The organism is Vibrio diabolicus, from assembly GCF_011801455.1.
GTDB classification, from domain to species: domain Bacteria; phylum Pseudomonadota; class Gammaproteobacteria; order Enterobacterales; family Vibrionaceae; genus Vibrio; species Vibrio diabolicus.
This window is the reverse complement of the sequence record NZ_CP042451.1, coordinates 2,540,784-2,559,023: the sequence shown is the minus strand read 5'-3', so window position 1 is coordinate 2,559,023 and position 18,240 is coordinate 2,540,784. Positions and strand designations below refer to the sequence as shown.

The 18,240-nt window shown below is 41.9% G+C and carries 18 protein-coding genes and 1 other RNA gene; 8 read left to right on the top strand and 11 right to left on the bottom strand.

Going from position 1 to position 18,240, the window contains the following annotated elements:
• Positions 1–260 precede the first annotated feature (260 nt).
• From FR741_RS12170 to FR741_RS12160, 3 genes are all read left to right on the top strand, one after another.
• A complete protein-coding gene (locus tag FR741_RS12170; RefSeq protein ID WP_167426849.1) occupies positions 261–1,529 on the top strand; it encodes an O-acetylhomoserine aminocarboxypropyltransferase/cysteine synthase family protein in 1,269 nt (422 codons plus the stop codon).
• A gap of 208 nt (positions 1,530–1,737) precedes the next feature.
• Positions 1,738–3,069, top strand: coding sequence for an aspartate aminotransferase family protein (locus tag FR741_RS12165; RefSeq protein ID WP_167426848.1), 1,332 nt, complete (start codon positions 1,738–1,740; stop codon positions 3,067–3,069).
• Positions 3,060–3,899, top strand: coding sequence for a BKACE family enzyme (locus tag FR741_RS12160; RefSeq protein ID WP_167426847.1), 840 nt, complete (start codon positions 3,060–3,062; stop codon positions 3,897–3,899). The genes FR741_RS12165 and FR741_RS12160 overlap by 10 nt, the downstream gene beginning before the upstream one ends.
• Positions 3,900–3,974: 75 nt before the next feature.
• Here FR741_RS12160 and FR741_RS12155 read toward each other — a convergent pair whose 3' ends face one another.
• The 4 genes from FR741_RS12155 to FR741_RS12140 all read right to left on the bottom strand — a co-directional run bounded on the left by FR741_RS12155 (position 3,975) and on the right by FR741_RS12140 (position 8,852).
• The gene (locus tag FR741_RS12155; protein WP_167426846.1) at positions 3,975–5,342 is read right to left on the bottom strand and encodes a Na+/H+ antiporter NhaC family protein; all 1,368 of its coding nucleotides are present in this window, start codon (positions 5,340–5,342) and stop codon (positions 3,975–3,977) included.
• A 180-nt stretch (positions 5,343–5,522) separates the two neighbouring features.
• The gene (locus FR741_RS12150) at positions 5,523–6,110 is read right to left on the bottom strand and encodes a DedA family protein (protein ID WP_005391489.1); all 588 of its coding nucleotides are present in this window, start codon (positions 6,108–6,110) and stop codon (positions 5,523–5,525) included.
• A gap of 204 nt (positions 6,111–6,314) precedes the next feature.
• Positions 6,315–7,850: a bifunctional GNAT family N-acetyltransferase/carbon-nitrogen hydrolase family protein gene (locus FR741_RS12145; RefSeq protein WP_005391488.1), complete on the bottom strand. Its 1,536-nt coding sequence runs from the start codon at positions 7,848–7,850 to the stop codon at positions 6,315–6,317.
• Positions 7,851–7,970: 120 nt separating this feature from the next.
• Positions 7,971–8,852, bottom strand: a complete 882-nt coding sequence (locus tag FR741_RS12140; RefSeq protein ID WP_167426845.1) for a LysR family transcriptional regulator — start codon at positions 8,850–8,852, stop codon at positions 7,971–7,973.
• Between the two features lie 404 nt (positions 8,853–9,256).
• On the opposite strand from FR741_RS12140, the gene FR741_RS12135 reads away from it, so the two are divergent.
• The gene (locus tag FR741_RS12135) at positions 9,257–9,820 is read left to right on the top strand and encodes a porin family protein (protein WP_005391484.1); all 564 of its coding nucleotides are present in this window, start codon (positions 9,257–9,259) and stop codon (positions 9,818–9,820) included.
• A gap of 490 nt (positions 9,821–10,310) precedes the next feature.
• Here FR741_RS12135 and FR741_RS12130 read toward each other — a convergent pair whose 3' ends face one another.
• Entirely contained in the window at positions 10,311–10,880 is a 570-nt protein-coding gene (locus tag FR741_RS12130) for a hypothetical protein (RefSeq protein WP_152919171.1), read from the bottom strand.
• Positions 10,881–11,121: 241 nt separating this feature from the next.
• On the opposite strand from FR741_RS12130, the gene FR741_RS12125 reads away from it, so the two are divergent.
• Together FR741_RS12125 and FR741_RS12120 are read left to right on the top strand one after the other, a co-directional pair.
• Positions 11,122–11,343 (top strand): helix-turn-helix transcriptional regulator, encoded by a 222-nt coding sequence (locus FR741_RS12125; protein WP_005492292.1) that lies wholly within the window; start codon positions 11,122–11,124, stop codon positions 11,341–11,343.
• Positions 11,340–12,185, top strand: a complete 846-nt coding sequence (locus FR741_RS12120) for a hypothetical protein (RefSeq protein ID WP_005455952.1) — start codon at positions 11,340–11,342, stop codon at positions 12,183–12,185. The genes FR741_RS12125 and FR741_RS12120 overlap by 4 nt, the downstream gene beginning before the upstream one ends.
• 136 nt (positions 12,186–12,321) lie before the next feature.
• Here the strand turns inward: FR741_RS12120 and FR741_RS12115 are convergent, their stop codons facing one another.
• The 5 genes from FR741_RS12115 to smpB form a co-directional block, all read right to left on the bottom strand.
• The gene (locus tag FR741_RS12115; protein ID WP_005483066.1) at positions 12,322–13,065 is read right to left on the bottom strand and encodes a helix-turn-helix transcriptional regulator; all 744 of its coding nucleotides are present in this window, start codon (positions 13,063–13,065) and stop codon (positions 12,322–12,324) included.
• Positions 13,058–13,801, bottom strand: a complete 744-nt coding sequence (locus FR741_RS12110) for an EAL domain-containing protein (protein WP_053305003.1) — start codon at positions 13,799–13,801, stop codon at positions 13,058–13,060. The genes FR741_RS12115 and FR741_RS12110 overlap by 8 nt, the downstream gene beginning before the upstream one ends.
• A gap of 595 nt (positions 13,802–14,396) precedes the next feature.
• Positions 14,397–15,602, bottom strand: coding sequence for an integrase domain-containing protein (locus FR741_RS12105; protein WP_005483014.1), 1,206 nt, complete (start codon positions 15,600–15,602; stop codon positions 14,397–14,399).
• A 186-nt stretch (positions 15,603–15,788) separates the two neighbouring features.
• Positions 15,789–16,156, bottom strand: a transfer-messenger RNA (tmRNA) gene (gene ssrA / locus FR741_RS12100).
• A 66-nt stretch (positions 16,157–16,222) separates the two neighbouring features.
• Positions 16,223–16,708 carry an SsrA-binding protein SmpB gene (gene smpB, locus FR741_RS12095; RefSeq protein WP_005391476.1) on the bottom strand — a complete coding sequence of 162 codons (486 nt, stop codon included), beginning with the start codon at positions 16,706–16,708 and terminating at the stop codon, positions 16,223–16,225.
• A 118-nt stretch (positions 16,709–16,826) separates the two neighbouring features.
• Here smpB and FR741_RS12090 point away from each other — a divergent pair, with 118 nt between their 5' ends.
• On the top strand, positions 16,827–17,270 hold the full coding sequence (locus FR741_RS12090; protein WP_104974428.1) for an SRPBCC family protein: 444 nt from the start codon (positions 16,827–16,829) through the stop codon (positions 17,268–17,270).
• The gene (locus tag FR741_RS12085) at positions 17,260–17,613 is read left to right on the top strand and encodes an RnfH family protein (RefSeq protein WP_005391471.1); all 354 of its coding nucleotides are present in this window, start codon (positions 17,260–17,262) and stop codon (positions 17,611–17,613) included. Before FR741_RS12090 ends, FR741_RS12085 begins: the two co-directional genes overlap by 11 nt.
• 105 nt (positions 17,614–17,718) lie before the next feature.
• Here the strand turns inward: FR741_RS12085 and bamE are convergent, their stop codons facing one another.
• Positions 17,719–18,078, bottom strand: coding sequence for an outer membrane protein assembly factor BamE (bamE, locus tag FR741_RS12080; RefSeq protein WP_005391468.1), 360 nt, complete (start codon positions 18,076–18,078; stop codon positions 17,719–17,721).
• Positions 18,079–18,240 lie beyond the last annotated feature (162 nt).

Below are 18,240 nucleotides of genomic sequence, written 5' to 3'. Positions count from 1 at the left end.
GCCTATTGCTCCCATCTCAATGAGTTTGAGAACTCAATAGGTCACATTCACTTTAGTTCATATTGAAGGAGGATTATCAACAAGATTAAAGACTTTCAATCAAGCGCAAGTTATACCTATCGATGAATATCAAAAATGTTACCTTTTCCTATTTCATAAACGTTTCTGGACTTGGGCAATGTGACCCATAACGAGGTTCTGTGGTTAAAAAGTCGGCATGATAAGTCCACGATTTATCTCGATGACGCTCAAGGAAGAACATGAAAGACGAAACGCTATCCATCCATTTTGGTTACGAAACTGACCCTACCACTAAATCTGTCGCGATGCCGATTTATCAAACAGTCGCGTACGAGTTTGACAACGCGCAGCACGGCGCTGATCTGTTTAACTTGGAAGTGCCGGGTAATATCTACACTCGCATCATGAATCCGACTAACGATGTTCTGGAAAAACGCATGGCGGCGTTAGAAGGCGGCATTGCTGGATTGGTCGTGAGTGCGGGGAGTGCAGCGATTAACTATGCGGTTCTGACCTTAGCGCAAGCAGGCGATAACATCGTTTCTACGCCGCAACTTTATGGCGGTACTTACACCTTGTTTGCGCACATGCTGCCAAATCAAGGTATTCAAGTGAAGTTTGCCAAAGATGACAAGCCAGAAAGTTTGGCCGAGTTAATTGATGAAAATACCAAAGCGGTGTACTGCGAGAGCATTGGTAACCCTGCGGGTAATATCATTGATTTAGAACGTGTGGCGGAGCTTGCTCACGCACAAGGCGTGCCTGTGATTGTGGATAACACCGTCGCGACGCCAGTGTTGTGCAAACCCATCGAGTTCGGTGCGGATATCGTAGTTCACTCTCTCACTAAATACGTTGGTGGGCATGGTACCACATTGGGTGGCGTGATTGTAGATTCCGGTAAATTCCCTTGGGCGCAGCACAAAGGCCGTTTTCCCGTTTTCAACCAACCAGAACCTTCTTACCACGGAGTCGTGTATACCGAAGCGTTTGGTGAGGCGGCATTTATCGGGCGCGCGCGTACCGTACCATTGCGTAATACCGGTTCGGCATTATCACCGATGAATGCATTTATGCTTATGCAAGGGCTAGAAACGTTACCGCTGCGTATGGAACGCCATACTGAGAATGCTCTCAAAGTGGCTGAATTCTTGGAACAGCATGACAAAGTCAGTTGGGTGAGTTACGCCGGCTTGCCAAGTTCAGCACACTTCAACCTCGCCGAAAAATACATGAAAGGTAAGCCTTCTGCGATTTTGTCGTTTGGTTTAAAAGACGGTTATGAAGCCGGAGTACGCTTTTATGACGCTCTGAAAATCTTTAAGCGTTTGGTGAACATTGGCGATGCAAAATCATTGGCTTGTCATCCAGCATCGACGACTCATCGTCAGTTGAGCGAAGCAGAACAAAAACAAGCTGGTGTGTCACCAGAGATGATTCGTTTATCTGTGGGTATTGAGCATATTGACGATATCCTAGCCGATTTAGAACAGGCACTAAACGCGTAAAACGATTCTTTTTTTAGCTTTTGGTTACCCATAGGCCTGCCTTTAAAAAAGCTGGCCTTTATTTGTTTTATTGTTTAAATATCAAAGGCTTTATTGTTTTTGGGGTGTGGTATTCCAAAAGCTCATGGTGGGTGAAATTTATTCCCTTGTCGCGTTTGGGTTTGTTCCTGATGATATGTGCAAATCTTATACATTGGAAGGGACTCAAATGTCTTACGTATTTCACCGTCATTGCCATGCCACGCTGCCAATCATCGATAAAGGTGAAGGTGTTTATCTATTCGATAAACAAGGAAAACAGTATCTCGATGCTTGTGGTGGCGCTGCGGTATCAAACCTTGGCCATAGTCATCAAGCCGTTAAAAAAGCCATGTTGGAACAGCTCGAGAGAGTGCCGTTTGCTCATACTGGATTTTTTACTAGTGACAGCAGTGAGCGACTAGCGGAATTGATTTGTCAGCATATGCCTGAGCAGTTCAACCATGTGTATTTAGTCAGTGGCGGATCAGAAGCGGTGGAGTCGGCACTAAAAATGGCGCGGCAGTATTTTGTGGAATCAGGTAAGCCAGAGAAAAAGCAATTCATCGCGCGTCAGCAAAGTTATCACGGCAATACGTTGGGAGCTCTGGCGGTCGGTGGTAATGAATGGCGACGTGAACCGTTCAAACCTATCTTGCATCCGAGTCATCACATTGCCCCTTGCTATGCTTATCGTTATCAGCAGAGTCATGAGTCGGAATTGGATTACTCATTGCGAGCGGCGAATGAACTAGAGGCAAAAATTCTTGAGCTGGGGGCTGAGAATGTCATGGCTTTTGTCGCTGAGCCTATTGTGGGAGCCACCGCTGGAGCTGTGCCTGCGACTCAAGGTTACTTCAAACGTATTCGCGAAATATGCGACCAATACGATGTGTTATTGATCTTGGATGAAGTCATGTGTGGCGTTGGGCGAAGTGGTAGTTTTTTTACGTTTGAGCAAGAAGAGGCAGAGCCCGATCTGGTTTGTATGGCTAAAGGGCTTGGTGCGGGTTATCAACCTATTGGCGCGGTGGTTGCGAATGATCGAGTCTATCAAGCTATTGCTGATGGAAGCGGTTTTTTCCAGCATGGTCATACTTTTATGGCGCACCCTGTGGCGTGCGCTGCTGCCGTGGCAACCATTCAAACCATCTTCCAAGATGACTTATTAACGGCGGTTAATCGGCAAAGTGCTTTGCTGCGTAATGAGCTTACTTCTGCATTGGCCCATTTATCATACATTGGCGACATTCGTGGTAAAGGCTTGTTTTTTGGCATTGAGCTGGTGGCGGATAAAGAAAGCAAGTCGCCGCTGAGTAAAGCCACATTGGCAGACAAACGCATCAAACAGCGAGCAATGGAAAATGGCTTAATGTGCTATCCAATGGGCGGAACGATTGATGGCTTTAATGGGCACCATATTTTGCTCGCACCGCCATTCATTATTCAGTCTCATCATATTGATGAACTAGTTGGCAAACTCTCACTGACGTTAAAAGAGGTGGCGGAGACATGGAAGTAGCAAACCAATATTTGCGAGAACCCATCGCCATTATCGTGGCTCCAAACGGCGCAAGAAAAACCAAGCATGATCACGCCAACTTACCCATGACAACAGACGAACTGGTTGCAGAGGCTATCGCTTGTCAAACAGCAGGGGCTGCCATGATCCATTTGCATGCTAGAGACGCCAACGGACGTCATTCATTAGACATCGACGACAACATGGAAATTTACCATGCCGTGAAAGAAGCGGTGGGAGAAACCATGATGGTTCAGCTCACCACAGAAGCGGTGGGTTTATATTCTCCGCCACAACAGAGGGCGTTAGTCAAAGCTGTGAAACCTGAAGCGGCTTCTTTCGCATTGAGGGAGTTAATCCCCGATCGCGCAAGTGAGAAAGAAGGGAATGACTTTTTCCATTGGGTGGCTGAAAACAACATCGTGAGCCAAATTATTCTCTATGATGCAACCGACATTGAACGTTATTTCCAACTGCGTGATGCGGGCGTGTTACCTAAAACGTATCAGCATGCATTAGTGGTGTTAGGGCGTTATCACCAAGCTCAACAGTCTTCGCCATGGGATTTACGAGGTTTGAATTTGGCGCGTTTTGACGAGGAAGAAATTCGATGTGCCATTTGTGCTTTTGGCGCGCGAGAGCAAGACTGTTTAGCGAGTGCGATGTTACTTGGATTCGATGTGAGAGTTGGGTTTGAGAATAACCACTTCGATGTGGCAGGCGAATTAGCAATCAGTAACGCGGATCAGGTGGAGGCTCTACGCGATGTGGCGCATCGCTTCGCGATTCCTTTACACAGTGCGCAAAGTTTGCGTTCAGTTTTAAAGTGAATCTGTTTGAAGCAAGGAAAATAAAGAAGAACGGAAAGCAAAAAGGCTCCATCGGAGCCTTTTCGGTATTTGTCGTTAGTTTTCGGTTTGCACTGCGGGTTGGCGAGCTGGGTGTTTGATAAACACCGCCACAATGGCTGCAATTGCCAGCGCGAAACAGTAGTAAGAGTTGGCAACCACTTCTAATGGAGAAAGGTTAAATACTGAGCCTAGCAACAATACTTGCGCGCCGTAGGGCAAAATGCCTTGTACCACGCACGAGAAAATATCCAACAAGCTTGCTGAGCGACGAGGAGAGACATTGTTCTCTTCCGCCAACTGGCGCGCCACGCTACCCGATACGATGATGGCGACCGTATTATTTGCCGTGCAACCATTCACCATAGAAACCAAGCCCGCGATACCTAGCTCACTTGCGCGGCTGTTCGCGTGTTTTGAATGGCTAGAGCCAAACGCGTGGATAAGGCTGCTAACGAAATTGGTTAGGAAAGCAAGACCGCCTTGACGACGCATCAGTTCACTCAAACCTCCAATTAGCATGGACAACAAGAAGATCTCTTGCATGTTGCCAAAGCCTTTGTATACGTCTTGGGCTAGATTAGTCAGTCCGTAATTGTCAATCGATGCCAAGCTCACGCCGCCAGCCAAAAGGATACCAATCGACAGAACCACAAACACATTCACACCAGATACCGCTAGGATCAAAATAGTGATGTACGGCAAGACTTTTAGCCACTCAATATCGCCAGTTGCAGGCACTTGAGTCGCTGTACTGTTGAAAGCGAACACTGCAATCGCGATCAACGCCGCAGGCAAAGCAATACGAATGTTCTCTTTAAACTTGTCTTTCATCTCACAACCTTGAGAGCGTGTCGCCGCGATGGTGGTGTCAGAGATGATAGAAAGGTTATCACCAAACATAGCGCCGCTCAGCACAACGCCTGCGGTTAACGGTAAGCTCATTCCTGCTGATTCAGCAATGCCTAACGCTACGGGTGCAACGGCTGCGATGGTACCCATCGAAGTGCCCATTGCTGTTGCGATAAAAGCAGAAATCAGGAAAATGCCCGGTAAAATCATACTGGTTGGAATTGCGGATAAACCAAGGTTCACCGTTGCATCAACACCGCCAGAGGCTTTTGCTACCGCAGCAAAGGCACCAGCAAGCAGATAGATCATACACATTGCGATGATGTCTGGGTGGCCAACACCACGCATGAAGTGTTCGATTGAGCGGTTAAGTTTCTCTTTACTTAAAAGAAACGCAATGATGATGGCTGGTAATACCGCGATGGGTGCAGGCAGCTGGTAGAAGGCAAATTCAACGCCTTGCAAAGATAAGTAAGTGCCTACGCCAATAAACAGCGCAAGGAATACAATCAATGGGATCAGTGCGACCGCAGAAGGTGCAACTGTTTTAGTTGTTTGTTGGGAACCGGACATGTAAACGACAATGTTAATAATAAGAGAGAAGAGCAGACTAATATCACATTTACGCATTGTCAACGTCTAGACGTCTAAATGGCTGTTTAAATTTTGCGCGTAAAGAAAAAAATAAAAGCTCGTATTACGTATCTCACTGATACCACGAGCTTTAGTTATGCGCCAATGAAGAGGCTGTCGTTATTGCATTGATTTGGCTTTTTTGCGTTTAACAATACCTAAAACCATCCACGTAAATAAGACAGCAGCAAATGCCCATACCAGATATTTGTATTCGGTGTACAGGTTGCTCAACACGCTTAAATGTTCAAATGCAAAGTGAGTTAACAAGCTGAATACCAATACCCAAACCGTCGCCGCGAGGGCGTTACCGAGCAAAAACTCTCTACGTGGCATTTTCGCGATACCGCACGCAAGAGGCATAAATTGCTTCATTCCTTCAATAAAGCGACTGACGACCAAGCACGTAGGGCCGTATTTCTGGATAGTCAGTTGAAGTGTTTGCATCTTCGGGCCAGAGATATAGCCTTTTTTATCCAACCAGCCTTCAAAGTAATACCCGATTAGGTAACCACAGGTATTCCCAAAAAAGCAGCTTAGCCACGATACCATCATAACCATACTTAGGTTCATGACTTGTTCTGAAGAGAGCAAAGATGCCGCGATCATCAGCGATTGACCAGGCATCGGTACACCTATCCCTTCTAGAAATATACTGACAATCAGCGCCAAGTAGCCGTATTGCTCGAGCAAAGGCTTCATTGACATGAGAAGTTCGTTAATGTGTTCCAAAAGCTTTCCCCTAATAAAAGCGGAACGAAGTTGGAGTGATACTCCGAATGTCCTACTGGGTCAATTCTTGTTTCTCACCGCTGAGAAAAACTGACATGCCTCTGATTATTGTGCGGAATCAATCTGCTGCTTGTTTTATTCGCCGCCACGCTCCCGTGTGGCGGCGAATAAGGCACACCATTATGACTCTTTAGCTTTAGTAAATGCGCCATACAAATCAAGACGTCGGTGACGTAAGTTGGTTACTGAACCCTCGGTATTAAGTTGCTTCAACTTAGTCAAATCAACATCGGCGAAGATCATCATTTCGGTGTTGGCGCTTGCTTCTGTCAAGGTCGCATCGTGCGGGAAGTAGATATCCGACGGAGAGAATACGGCAGATTGCGCGTACTGGATGTCCACGTTATCAACACGAGGTAAGTTACCAACACTACCACCAATTGCAACATAGCATTCGTTTTCAATGGCACGCGATTGGGAACAAATTCGTACTCGTTGATAGCCATTTTTTGTGTCCGTCCAGAAAGGAACGAATACAATTTGTGCGCCTTGTTCTGCTAACATTCTTCCCAATTCAGGGAATTCGCTGTCATAACAAATCAGTATGCCGACTTTGCCCGCATCGGTTTCGAACACTTGAACATTGTCACCACCGTCGATCACCCAGTCTCTTTGTTCATGAGGCGTGATGTGGATTTTATATTGAGCGTTAATTTCACCATCTCGTTGCAGCAAGTAGGCCACATTATACAGTTTGCCATCTTCGATAACGGGCATACTGCCTGCAATAATGTTGATGTTGTAGGTGACTGCCATCTGCGAGAAACGGTTTTTGATCTCTTCTGTAAAGCTAGCCAAAAAGCGGATTGCTTCAACGGAATTTTTGTCGTTTTGCAAGCCCATCAGCGGTGCGTTAAAGAACTCAGGGAATAGGGCGAAATCGGCCTTGTAATTCGCAAGAGAAGAAATGAAGAACTCAGCTTGATCGAGCAAATCCTCCAGGTCATTCATCGCGCGCATTTGCCACTGTACAACACCAATTCGAATCAGAGTCTTTTCTACATCGTGTACGGATTGAATATCCTCTTCGTAGAAAAAGTTATCCCACTCCAGCAGTGTCGCGTAACCTTTAGAAGCACTGTCCTCTGGCAAGTATCCACGCATGATACGTTTTACATCGAAGTCGTTAGCAAGCTGAAAAGACAAAATAGGGTCATGAAGCTCACGGCGTTTTACTTTGTCGATGTACTCTGCAACGCTCAGTTCATCTGCGTATTGGTGGTAATTAGGAATGCGACCACCGGCTAAAATGGCTTTGAAGTTTTTACTACGGCAAAGCTCTTTACGTGCATCATATAAACGTCGACCTAAACGTAGCCCTCGATAGTCTGGGTGGACAAATACATCGAGACCATACATTGCATCACCGGTTACTTGATTCTGTATGACGTTGTTTTCGGTAATGATGTCGGTATACAGGTGAGGAAGAGAAAAGCGGTTGTAGTCCACTTTAATGGTTAATGCTGCACCGACTATTTTGCCGTTATCTTCAATACAGATTTGGCCATCAGGAAACTGATGAATGAGATCCATAATAGTTAGCCGTGGCCATGAGCCGCCAACATCAGGAAACACTAAGTCCATTAGTTCTGCAAGCTCAGGGTAATCCGTTGGCTCAATGGTACGTAATGAGAGTTTGGGCGAATTGCTGTCCATATCTTTCAATCCATTTATCCTTTTGAAACAGTGTTAATGAGAATGCCACAATTTGGAGCAGACAGATACTGAAGTCTTTGAGTTGTTTTGGTTTACCAAAAGCATTTCAAGAAAACAATATTAGCTTAGTTTGCTCTTCAACCATTCGTAAAACGCCGCCACTTTCTTAGCCGATAGGCGATAATTCGGGATCATCACGTAATAACCATAACCACTCTGTAAAGATAGGTTGAGAATACGTTGGATATCCCCTCTTAAAATAGAATTCTGCGCCATAAAATCAGGAAGTAAGGCGAGTCCTTTTCCCATTTTGACGGCTTCGTAAGCTAGGTAAAAATGTTCAAAGCCTACAGAGTGATAGGTAACGGTTGATTCTACTGCATGTGCCGCCTTAAATTGCTCCCACAACTGAGGGCGAGTGATTTGAGGTATCAACGGATAGTCGCTAACAGCGTGCACACTCTTGAGTGCAGGAGTATTAGTGCAACCGACCAATAGCAGTATTTCTTGGCATAGTAAGTGGCTGTATTCATAATGCGTGGACAATGGAAGACAACGAATATGCAAGTCGCTTTCACCGCTTGAACCTTTGACGTTCCCATCTCCGGTACAGATTCTTACACGGATATTGGGATGTCGTTGGTGGAAGTCATCAATATGAGGGACCAACCAAAGGCTAGCGAAAGAAGGAGTAACATCCACGGTGAGCAATTCTTGCTTTGAATCTGATTGGATTAAGTTGGCGGTTGCATTCTGAATAAGTTCTAGTGCTTCTGTGACTTGCGGTAGGTAGCGTTTTCCTTCCTCAGTTAACTCAATACCATTCGAGCCTCTTTGTATTAAAGGTAAACCCACTAGTTGTTCAAGCGCGGCGACTTGTTTGCTTACTGCGCTTTGTGTAATGCATAGGGCATCCGCCGCTTTAGAGAAGCTGAGGTAATTTGCAACCGCGACAAACGTCCTCAATGCTCGGATAGAAGGGTACTCACTGCCTCTTAACATACTTCAGTCCCATGGAGATAGCCTCTTCACAGAGTAGGAGATTTACCTATTGAAGCAAAGAGAGAATAAGCCGATGTGTGATTACCTTCCTTACTCGTTCATAAAGAACCCTAAATATAATGGGTATGTAAATAATTGATGATTGGGGTTTGTTTATTGATTTCCCCTATCTTTTGAAAAAACTACAAATAAAATAGAATGTTTTACATCATTAGTATTTACAGAAATCTAATATTGTTTTCTCAAGGTAAATAAAACGGTATAACTTTTAGTTTTGTTGTTCTAATTTCAAAATAATGTCAATTTTTTATAAAGTAGAAAATGTTTTTCATTAAATTAAAATTGGCATTGCATTTGCTTTATATAATTCGAACTTTCAATGGCACTTATATTAGGAGAACGAAATGAAAAGCAATGTTGTTACTTTGATTGGCCTTTTTTCTTTAGCAACGTTTAGTACTTTATCTCACGCAGCGGACTCCAAAGATCATGGTGTTTATGTCGGCGCCAACTATGGCTACTTAAAAGTTGATGGACAAGATGACTTTGATGATGACAGCGATGCTATTCAAGGCTTGGTTGGTTACCGTTTTAACCCTTACTTAGCGTTAGAGGGCGGTTACATTGATTTTGGTAGCTATGGTAATAACCTAGCAAATGCCGAAACGGACGGTTACACCGCAGCACTAAAAGTTACAGCCCCTATTGCTGATCGTGTCGATCTTTACGCAAAAGGCGGTCAAATGTGGTACTCGACGGATTACAACGTTGCGGGCTTCCAAGGCAACAAAGATGACGAAGGTGTATTCGCTGGTGCCGGTGTTGGTTTTAAAGTTACTGATAACTTCTTAGTTAACGCAGAATATATGTGGTATGACGTAGAACTGAATGCAGAGAACGTAGCTAATGGTGCAAACACAAAAACTGATTTTAACCAAGCATCGCTAGGTGTGGAATATCGTTTCTAATATTGTTAACCATGTTTAACCCAAAAAAAATGCGAAGCTAAATGGCTTCGCATTTTTATTTTTTAAGAGATTTAATTATCTGCATAAAATTACTAATGAATAAAATATTTATAAAGTTGGAAGTGTTGATTATTAGAGATCGTCTGCTTATTTTTCTATAGGCTATAAAAGAAGCCGTGCTCTAATAGAAAGTAACATCGTAAAAGTAGATCGTGTACTGTTGCAACATAAGTACGGATAGCAGATACAAAAAAGGCCATCCGAAGGTGGCCTTTTCCAAACGTTTGGTGGAGCTGGCGGCATCTGAAACTGTTTTTTATCTCAATGATTTTAAATGAAAAATTTCATTTTAGCTTTTGCTTTGGGTAACTTGTTGGGTACTAAAAGAAAAAGTGGGTCAGATTTAAGAAATGTGATCTATGTTGAGTTTAGTCACCCATGTGAGTGTGTTCTGTTCTCCCAACTCTTTTTTAGAATAGGTGAAGATTATCTAAATAGAGAAATCTTCATCTCGAAACACCTCACATTCTCGTCTTATATGAGGTTTCTTGCGAATTATCCTTTTTGGACGATGACACTCGCCAATGAGTTGGGTTTGTTTTTGAACATAGCTTTCTTTTTTTAATCTTCCTACAAGCACATCAGTCCATTTCTCTACCATTCTAAGACGATATTTTTGTGTATTGACCACTCTTTTGGCGATGAACGGTGTCTCATAGCCAGAATCTTCAAGAAAGTTAGATATAGCTTTGTCATTGAATCCTTGTTGCTTTTTGAACTTAGCTATGTTGTGGATTTGCATCAGGTACAGAGCTTCTTTGCGGTTCGCTTTACCTTCAAAGCTTCCGTCTAAAAAAGTACTAAGACAAAGCTCGATAATTGCGGACAAATTTTCACTGTTACGGAGTTCCTTACTTGAGAAGCCAAGTTTAGTTCCAATGGCATCAAGTTTGTCTAGTGCGACATTTGACACATGAATTCTCTTGGTTACGAGTCCTGAATCTTTTCTTCTTTGTGTTACATATTGTTGTCTTATAGCTGCATCACTTCTACGTTTCATAATCAATTCTCGTTCCTTATTACATCCTTTACGCTACACGATTTTTCCATCTATTTAAATGCATTTTCAATGTGAGACTCACATAATAATGTTTTAATTTACTGTTTTATAGTGCTTTTTAAGTTGTGAGTCTCACTGTTTTTTGTGATGACTTGTGAGGCTCACAAGGTGGTTTCTGTAGTTTGATACGATAGCACCATTATTTGAAACAGAGACAAAAGACATGGCGAATGAGAGATATATGAAAATTGGAGAGGTGTTAGAAAGAACTTCGTATAGCAGAGCTCAGATCTATCGCTTGATGAAATCAGGAGAGTTTCCAAGTTCATATCGACTTTCGAAAAACCGAGTCGCATGGAAAGAATCTGAAGTGGATGCTTGGGTTGAAGAGCGCCAAAGTATTTTTCTATTACCACAATTAGATAAAGGGCAAAAGCTACTCGAAGAGGTATGGAGAAGATGAAACTAGACATATTCTTATCTGGAAGCAGATTAGAAGAGTGTGATTGGTTAATGAGCGAGTACGAAGCCTATTTAGAGAACGATTATCGTATTAAGCTGCTCAGAAAAATGGCTGATCATGTCTATGAGAGTCGTGGTCAAAGATACGGTTGTGGTCGATTGCATGAGTTGGCAGATAAGCTTGAGTCTTGCAATGAAGGTTTATACGAGTGTAAGAGCGTGGCATGTAAAAAATGCAATCGTCAGTTTAAAATAGAACGTGTTAACAACATCATTGCTTCAATCTTACTTGACCAAGAGCAAGCAATGGGTACTGAATATGGTATCTATACTATTATTCAATACTCGCGTGGAGTCGATGCATATGACTTCGTCAATTATGACATCCCTAAAGATAAAGACAGATTGAGAAAGTTATTATCTAGATGTGGTATCAGTGGTCCGGTATTGGGGGCGTTCGAGTTAGATTTTCATGATTCGCCACAAAAATGGTTACCTCATTACCATGTTCTTATGCGTAAATCGGGTAATGAAGAGGCAATTGAACGGCTAGGAGAGAAGTTATCGAAGTTACACCCTAAGCATATCAAACAGAATAGACAAGCTAGACCATTTATGAAGCAGGAGTTTAGAGATCCTCTCAAGCAGTTGAGTTATTTACATAAGTTGGCTTGCTTTGAAGTTCGGGATTATCAATCGTTTTGGGGTAAGAATCTGACTAAGAAGTATCGGCTTAACAAATTGATGTTCTGTGAATCACTTTGTTGGTTAGATGAGCAAGACAGAAGAACGTTGCCATTTCAATGGCATGCGAGAGCATGGTTAAAGAAGTCCAAAGTGTAATCTGCGATTTTTGTTGACTACACGAACACCACCTATTTCGAATGCTTAAATAGGTAGTTTTAAGAAAACCCAACACAACACTAGTTAACTATTAATTGTGTTCTAGTCAAAAGGTGTCCATTTTAAATTTATTCATTTAACAGGCGCATTCGCGCTGCGTTTCTTTTTGTTTATAGTCCATTAAGTTAACAAATTGCTTAGGGGAGTTCCCATATGTTTCCTTAAATTTTTTGCAAAAGTAAGATGCGCTAGAAAAACCTGTTAAGTGAGCTACCTTTTTTATAGGATGTTTTTTCTTCAATAGTAAATAAGCAGCTTTATTCATTCTTGCTGAAAGTATCAAGTCTGATAACGTCGTTTTTTCTTGAGATATCCTCCTCATAAGTGTAGATTTTGACATATTAAGGTTTTTGGATATTTCTTCTGCTGTCCAACGATGTTGGATTTGTTTAGATATTAGACGATGAATACGTTCAGATATAGAGTTAGTTCTTTTAATATCAAGTTTTTTTAGAGTTCTAAAAGCATCTCTATTTATTAATTCTTGTAGAAAATTAGTGTGTTCGAAAATTCCATTTTGAACATGAATTAACGAGTCGATATAAGGTTTCATTTTATTAAAAGCATAGTTATCATAATCCATGTCACACATTACTAAATATAAATAAAAGTCATCGGATAACTCTTCTTTCAACGAAAAATTTATTAATGTATTTGAGGGTAACTGAATCAAAGCTTCACCCTCGATCACGATGACGCATCCTGGGTATGAGATAGCTCCGAAAAAACCAGTAAGTTTAATTATATGTTTTGACTTAGATACAAAGCTTCCGGTATCTTTTGTTTTTAAATTTACTTTTATCTTTCTTATCTTAAACATGTTTTTTATTCGTTGTGTTCATCTTTCTTTCTAGCTGTGCCCAGCTTATTGGAGGAGAATAAAAGTATCCTTGAACCAGAACATCAAGGTTCTTCACGACGTCGTGCTGATAAGAGGTTTCAACACCTTCTAAAATAATACCTTTCTTGGCGTAAGGAGATATTACTCTCAATAGATATTTTATTGCATTAATATCATCGCAGTTATGATGAAGGAAAGACTTGTCTACTTTAATGTAATCCCAATCTATAAACCCTAATGATATGTTAGCAATATTGTTTCTATGATAATAATCATCTAATAACAATCCTACGCCAGAGCGCTTTAATAATCTGATACTACTTTGTAAACGGCCGCAATTTACATCACAGTCGATATCTGTAATTTCAATATCAAAGTTAACGTCACGTTCATTTAAGAGACTTTGTAAAAAAAAACTATCCTTTAAACATGATAAAGTGATATTAACAGTTATGGGAATACGGACTTTTAGCTTACTGCAAAACCTAATCTGAGCTAGCGCAACCATTTTTATGAACTCTTGATCAATTTCAGAGAAAAACGTTTCGTTGTATAAAGATTCACCGGAATCACTCAAGACTTTAGACAAGATTTCAAGATGCTTTACTTTCCTCTGCTTCAAATTGATTATTGGTTGAAACAAAAAGTCAAGCTTAACAAATGAAGCATCGGTTCTTACGATGACTCCAGTATCCGTATAGTTATATTCGTACATATTATTCTTACACTGAACTGATGTTGTTTTTCGTATCATCTATATGCATAACTTTTCCGTCTACTAAGCGCGTTGATCTTACAAAAGATTGAGTTGATATTTTCATTATTAACAAAACGTCATAATCCTGACGCACAAGAATAAGTTGAAATAACAAAACGATATGCTGTTTATTTACAGCCTTCTTAGAGACTCTATTGATACGGCTAAAGTGTGATTTCGGTTCAGAGATTGCGTTAAATTTTTCTATTTTGCTTGATAATGATCTCTATTTGTTGATGGTATCACATTTTTTAGCCAAATTGACGAGTATCAAGTTCTACTTGGATTGGTTAGTAAAGAAAGATTGATTGCTCTTGCTTGTGATCGTTTAATCAACTAACAGATTCTAACTAAGCCTTATAATGTTAATATTTAACGGTATTTCACTCCATATAAAGCTGTCAGATGTTCTTTTTGAAACGTTGTCGTCAAAATTAATGCCATTATCGCCCAAGGCTGATCTGCAACTCTAGCGGTTCTTCGCTGTGTAGAAGTAAGTAAAGTTCTTTTTAGCATCACGATGATTATTGTCCTTCGAACTGCGCTAGCTTAGCTAAATACCTGTTCGAGTGGCATCAACAATGTGCTTACTCCACCAAGCCATAAGATCTCTTCTACGTTCTAGGTAATCTGTTCGGCTATATGCGCGATGTGTTTTGGTACCAATAAGGTGAGCGAGTGCTGATTCAATTAAAATGTAGTCGTGTCCAGCTTCATTTAGCGTTGAGCTAGCTATAGAACGTAAACCATGGGAAACTAATCGACCTCCAAACCCCATGCGTTTTAGAGCCATATTAGCAGTTTGACTATGCATTGGTTTTTTTGGATCTGTTGCCGACGGAAAAACATATTCGCTATTTACTCTCATCGAGCTCATCGTATTTAATAGAACGATGACTTCGTCCGTTAGAGGTATTCGGTGTTCTTTGCGTTTTTTCATCCTCTCTGCAGGTATTGTCCAAACTCGATTTTCTAAATCGAATTCTGACCACTTGGCTCCAGAAGCTTCGTTTGGTCTGGTCATTGTATGTAGTTGAAACTTGATCAGGCATCGTGTAGAACGTTTGATGTTTGCTTCAGTTAAAGTTGCCATTAATTCGGGTAATTCGTGTGGTTCTAGCGCTTTCATGTGCTCTTGTTGAGGCTTTTTAAAAGTAGCAAAAATATTGCTTATTGGATTGGAGTTAATTAAGCCACTGTGCATAGCGTAAAGCATGACTTCATTTAGCCGTTGAGATAATCGTTTGAGTGTTTCTAAAGAGCCTTTGGCTTCGACAACCTTTAGAGTTTGAATTACAGTTTGAGCTGTAATCATAGAAATAGGTTGTGAGCCCAAAGAAGGAAAAACATGCAGCTCAAATGAACGCCAGATATCTTTCGCATAATCTTCGGTAACTGTTGATTTCTTTTGTTCTATCCACTGCTGTGAAACATTGAATAGCGTGTGCTTATATATAGCGTCGGCTTTTTCCTTTTCTTCTTTTTTGTGGTGTTTTGGATCAATGTCTAATGCTACTAACTCACGGTGGCCTTCTGTTATTTTCCGAGCATTAGCTATCGATAGATCTGGGTACTTGCCCAAGGTTATATTGCTGCGCCTCCCTGTCGCTGGACTCTTGTATACGAAACGCCAAGACTTAGTTCCATTTGGCATTATTCTAAGCTGTAAGCCTCGTCCATCACTGAGCAATTGTTCTTTGCCAGTTGGTTTTGTGCTTTTGACTTTTTTGTCTGTCAGTTGAACTGCTGGTCTTGCCATTTTTAAACCTATTTAGTACCCGAAATATCTTGGATGAGAGTATAGGGTAACTGGGCGGGTACTAAAAACGTGAGCAGATATGAGACGCGATGAGACAGAATAAGACAGGAAGGTGAGTTAAGTGATTGAATTTTTGATGTTTTAGGTACAAAAAAGGCCACCCGAAGGTGGCCTTTTCCAAACGTTTGGTGGAGCTGGCGGGAGTTGAACCCGCGTCCGAAAACCGTTCATCATTGGTACTACATGCTTAGTCGATCTTTAATTTCGCCACCCACCTGCGAACCGACACGCTAATGAATGACTAGCCTGAATTAAAATTCGCCGTTCATCTCTCAGGCGGGAGAATCCGGGCTAGCGCGTTTGGGTTTGATCCCTCGTTATTCCCCGTCTTACGTGCGGAAGCTAGGGCGAGAGAGCTCTGAGCAGGTTATTAAGCTGCTAGTGCGTAGTTTTCGTCGTTTGCGACTATTTTTTTGCGGTTTGTTAACGAGGCCTACCGCACCTCGGCATGCACCTCAGACTTCTGAATTCCCGTCGAATCCTAAATCAGCCCCAGGTAATATTCGCATAGTAACAGAAAAGCATTGGCTGTCCAGTACTATGCGTTTAAGTGGTCAAGATTAACGCAGTGTACTCTTCATTACGCGTGCTTTCTCTCTTGCCCAGTCTTTTTCTTTTAAATCCGTACGTTTATCGTGCAGCTTTTTACCTTTTGCTACGCCAATTTTTAGTTTCACCCAAGAGCGAGACCAGTACAGAGAGAGCGCCGTTAATGTCATACCTTCACGGTTCACACGTCCGAATAGGTTGTCTAGTTCACGACGACTCATTAGTAGTTTACGCACACGTGTGGGGTTCGCCACAACGTGTGTCGATGCCTGATTTAAAGGAGTGATTGTCATGCCACTCACAAAGGCTTCACCGTCACGCATAAATACGTAACTTTCAGAAATATTGGCTTTACCTTGGCGAAGGGCTTTCACTTCCCAACCTTGGAGCTCCAAGCCAGCTTCGATTTCATCATCGATGAAATACTCGTGGCGAGCTTTTTTATTCAGCGCGATAGTATTGCTACCCGCTTTTTGTTTCGTTTTTTTCTTTGCCATAATAGCGACATTATACGGGTTGGATATCGGATAGGAAATCCTTTTATTTGCGCAATCGTGGAATAAAAGTAAAATTGGCAGGAGCTTTAAATCTGTACATGTATCGATAGGAGTATGTATGAAGCAAGTCAGCCGTTCTGCGCTTGTGTCTTTTAGTGCTGAACAGATGTTCAATCTGGTTAACGATGTTGCTAAATACCCTGAGTTTCTGCCTGGTTGCTCGGGCTCTAGAATCATTGAGTCTTCGGGTAATGGTATGGTGGCTTCTGTCGATGTGGCGAAGGCTGGTATCAGTAAAACGTTTACTACTGCAAATGAGCTGATCCCAGGCCAAGCAATTATGATGAACTTGGTGGATGGCCCGTTTAAGACGTTGCGTGGTGGTTGGATTTTTACCGCGCTAGATGAGCAAGCTTGCAAGGTTGAGCTAAAGCTTGAGTTTGAATTCTCAAGTAAAATGATTGAGATGGCCTTCGGTAAGGTTTTTAACGAGCTTACCAGTAACATGGTAAATGCATTCACTAAACGCGCAAAACAGGTCTACGAGTGTTATGAGTATTGAGTCAGATATGATTCACGTAGAGGTTGTCTATGCTCTTCCTCATGAACAGCGTGTATTTAATTTAGTGGTGAATAATCACGCAACGGTAGAAGAGATCATTCGACAATCTGGCGTGTTAGAGTTATACCCTGAAATTGATTTATCTAAGAATAAAGTGGGTGTGTTTAGTCGTAATGTGAAGTTAGATGCGACCGTTCGAGATCGAGATCGAATAGAGATATATCGTCCGTTACTCGCAGACCCGAAAGAGATTCGTCGTAAGCGGGCGGAGCAGGCTAAAGCCGAGGGGAATGCAGACCCAGTCACCGGTGGTAAGCCTAGCTCTGTACGTAAGAATAAGTAGACTTGATATCAATCCCAATGGATGGCGTCATTGATTCAAAGTGTGATTGCGCGATATCTAGATAATAAAAAACCTCTCATGTGAGAGGTTTTTTGCAAAAGTCGTTTACTGAATCTGTTCGTAAAAAGCGTCACTTTTTGGGAAGTCACCACTGATATCTGCGAGTGTGCCTTGATCGTTAAAGTTAACGATCAGGTCTTTTTGCACTGGATCACCGTGACCAGGAGTATGGTGATAAATGTAGTACCAAGTGTTTGGGTAGCCGTTTTCAATAAGCATTGGCGACCCTAGTACGAAGCGAACCTGTGCTTTAGTCATCCCAAACTTTAATTTATCTACCGCACTTTGTTCTACATAGTTGCCTTGGTTGATATCAATGCGATAAACCAGTTTTTCCAATACCGAACATCCTGTCAGCAATGTCATTGCTAATGGTACGGCAACTAACCACTTCTTTAATTGCATAATAATTTCTTAGTAACCTTTAAAATACTGCGCTGATAATAAACAAGCTCGACGCAGATGTAAAAAGCTATGCGTCGTATGATAGGAAATCTGACAACGAATTTTGAGTTGAGTTGCATTTATTGATTCTCTCACATGTATGTTTATGTCGATGAGCGATTT

Coding starts and splice junctions, on each gene's coding strand:
- FR741_RS12115 (WP_005483066.1), bottom strand. CDS start 13,065: ATGTTTAAGATAAGAAAGATAAAAGTAAATTTAAAAACAAAAGATACC.
- FR741_RS12120 (WP_005455952.1), top strand. CDS start 11,340: ATGAAACTAGACATATTCTTATCTGGAAGCAGATTAGAAGAGTGTGAT.
- FR741_RS12110 (WP_053305003.1), bottom strand. CDS start 13,801: ATGTACGAATATAACTATACGGATACTGGAGTCATCGTAAGAACCGAT.
- FR741_RS12155 (WP_167426846.1), bottom strand. CDS start 5,342: ATGTCCGGTTCCCAACAAACAACTAAAACAGTTGCACCTTCTGCGGTC.
- smpB (WP_005391476.1), bottom strand. CDS start 16,708: ATGGCAAAGAAAAAAACGAAACAAAAAGCGGGTAGCAATACTATCGCG.
- FR741_RS12090 (WP_104974428.1), top strand. CDS start 16,827: ATGAAGCAAGTCAGCCGTTCTGCGCTTGTGTCTTTTAGTGCTGAACAG.
- FR741_RS12160 (WP_167426847.1), top strand. CDS start 3,060: ATGGAAGTAGCAAACCAATATTTGCGAGAACCCATCGCCATTATCGTG.
- FR741_RS12085 (WP_005391471.1), top strand. CDS start 17,260: ATGAGTATTGAGTCAGATATGATTCACGTAGAGGTTGTCTATGCTCTT.
- FR741_RS12145 (WP_005391488.1), bottom strand. CDS start 7,850: ATGGACAGCAATTCGCCCAAACTCTCATTACGTACCATTGAGCCAACG.
- FR741_RS12105 (WP_005483014.1), bottom strand. CDS start 15,602: ATGGCAAGACCAGCAGTTCAACTGACAGACAAAAAAGTCAAAAGCACA.
- bamE (WP_005391468.1), bottom strand. CDS start 18,078: ATGCAATTAAAGAAGTGGTTAGTTGCCGTACCATTAGCAATGACATTG.
- FR741_RS12125 (WP_005492292.1), top strand. CDS start 11,122: ATGAAAATTGGAGAGGTGTTAGAAAGAACTTCGTATAGCAGAGCTCAG.
- FR741_RS12130 (WP_152919171.1), bottom strand. CDS start 10,880: ATGAAACGTAGAAGTGATGCAGCTATAAGACAACAATATGTAACACAA.
- FR741_RS12135 (WP_005391484.1), top strand. CDS start 9,257: ATGAAAAGCAATGTTGTTACTTTGATTGGCCTTTTTTCTTTAGCAACG.
- FR741_RS12140 (WP_167426845.1), bottom strand. CDS start 8,852: ATGTTAAGAGGCAGTGAGTACCCTTCTATCCGAGCATTGAGGACGTTT.
- FR741_RS12170 (WP_167426849.1), top strand. CDS start 261: ATGAAAGACGAAACGCTATCCATCCATTTTGGTTACGAAACTGACCCT.
- FR741_RS12150 (WP_005391489.1), bottom strand. CDS start 6,110: ATGTCAATGAAGCCTTTGCTCGAGCAATACGGCTACTTGGCGCTGATT.
- FR741_RS12165 (WP_167426848.1), top strand. CDS start 1,738: ATGTCTTACGTATTTCACCGTCATTGCCATGCCACGCTGCCAATCATC.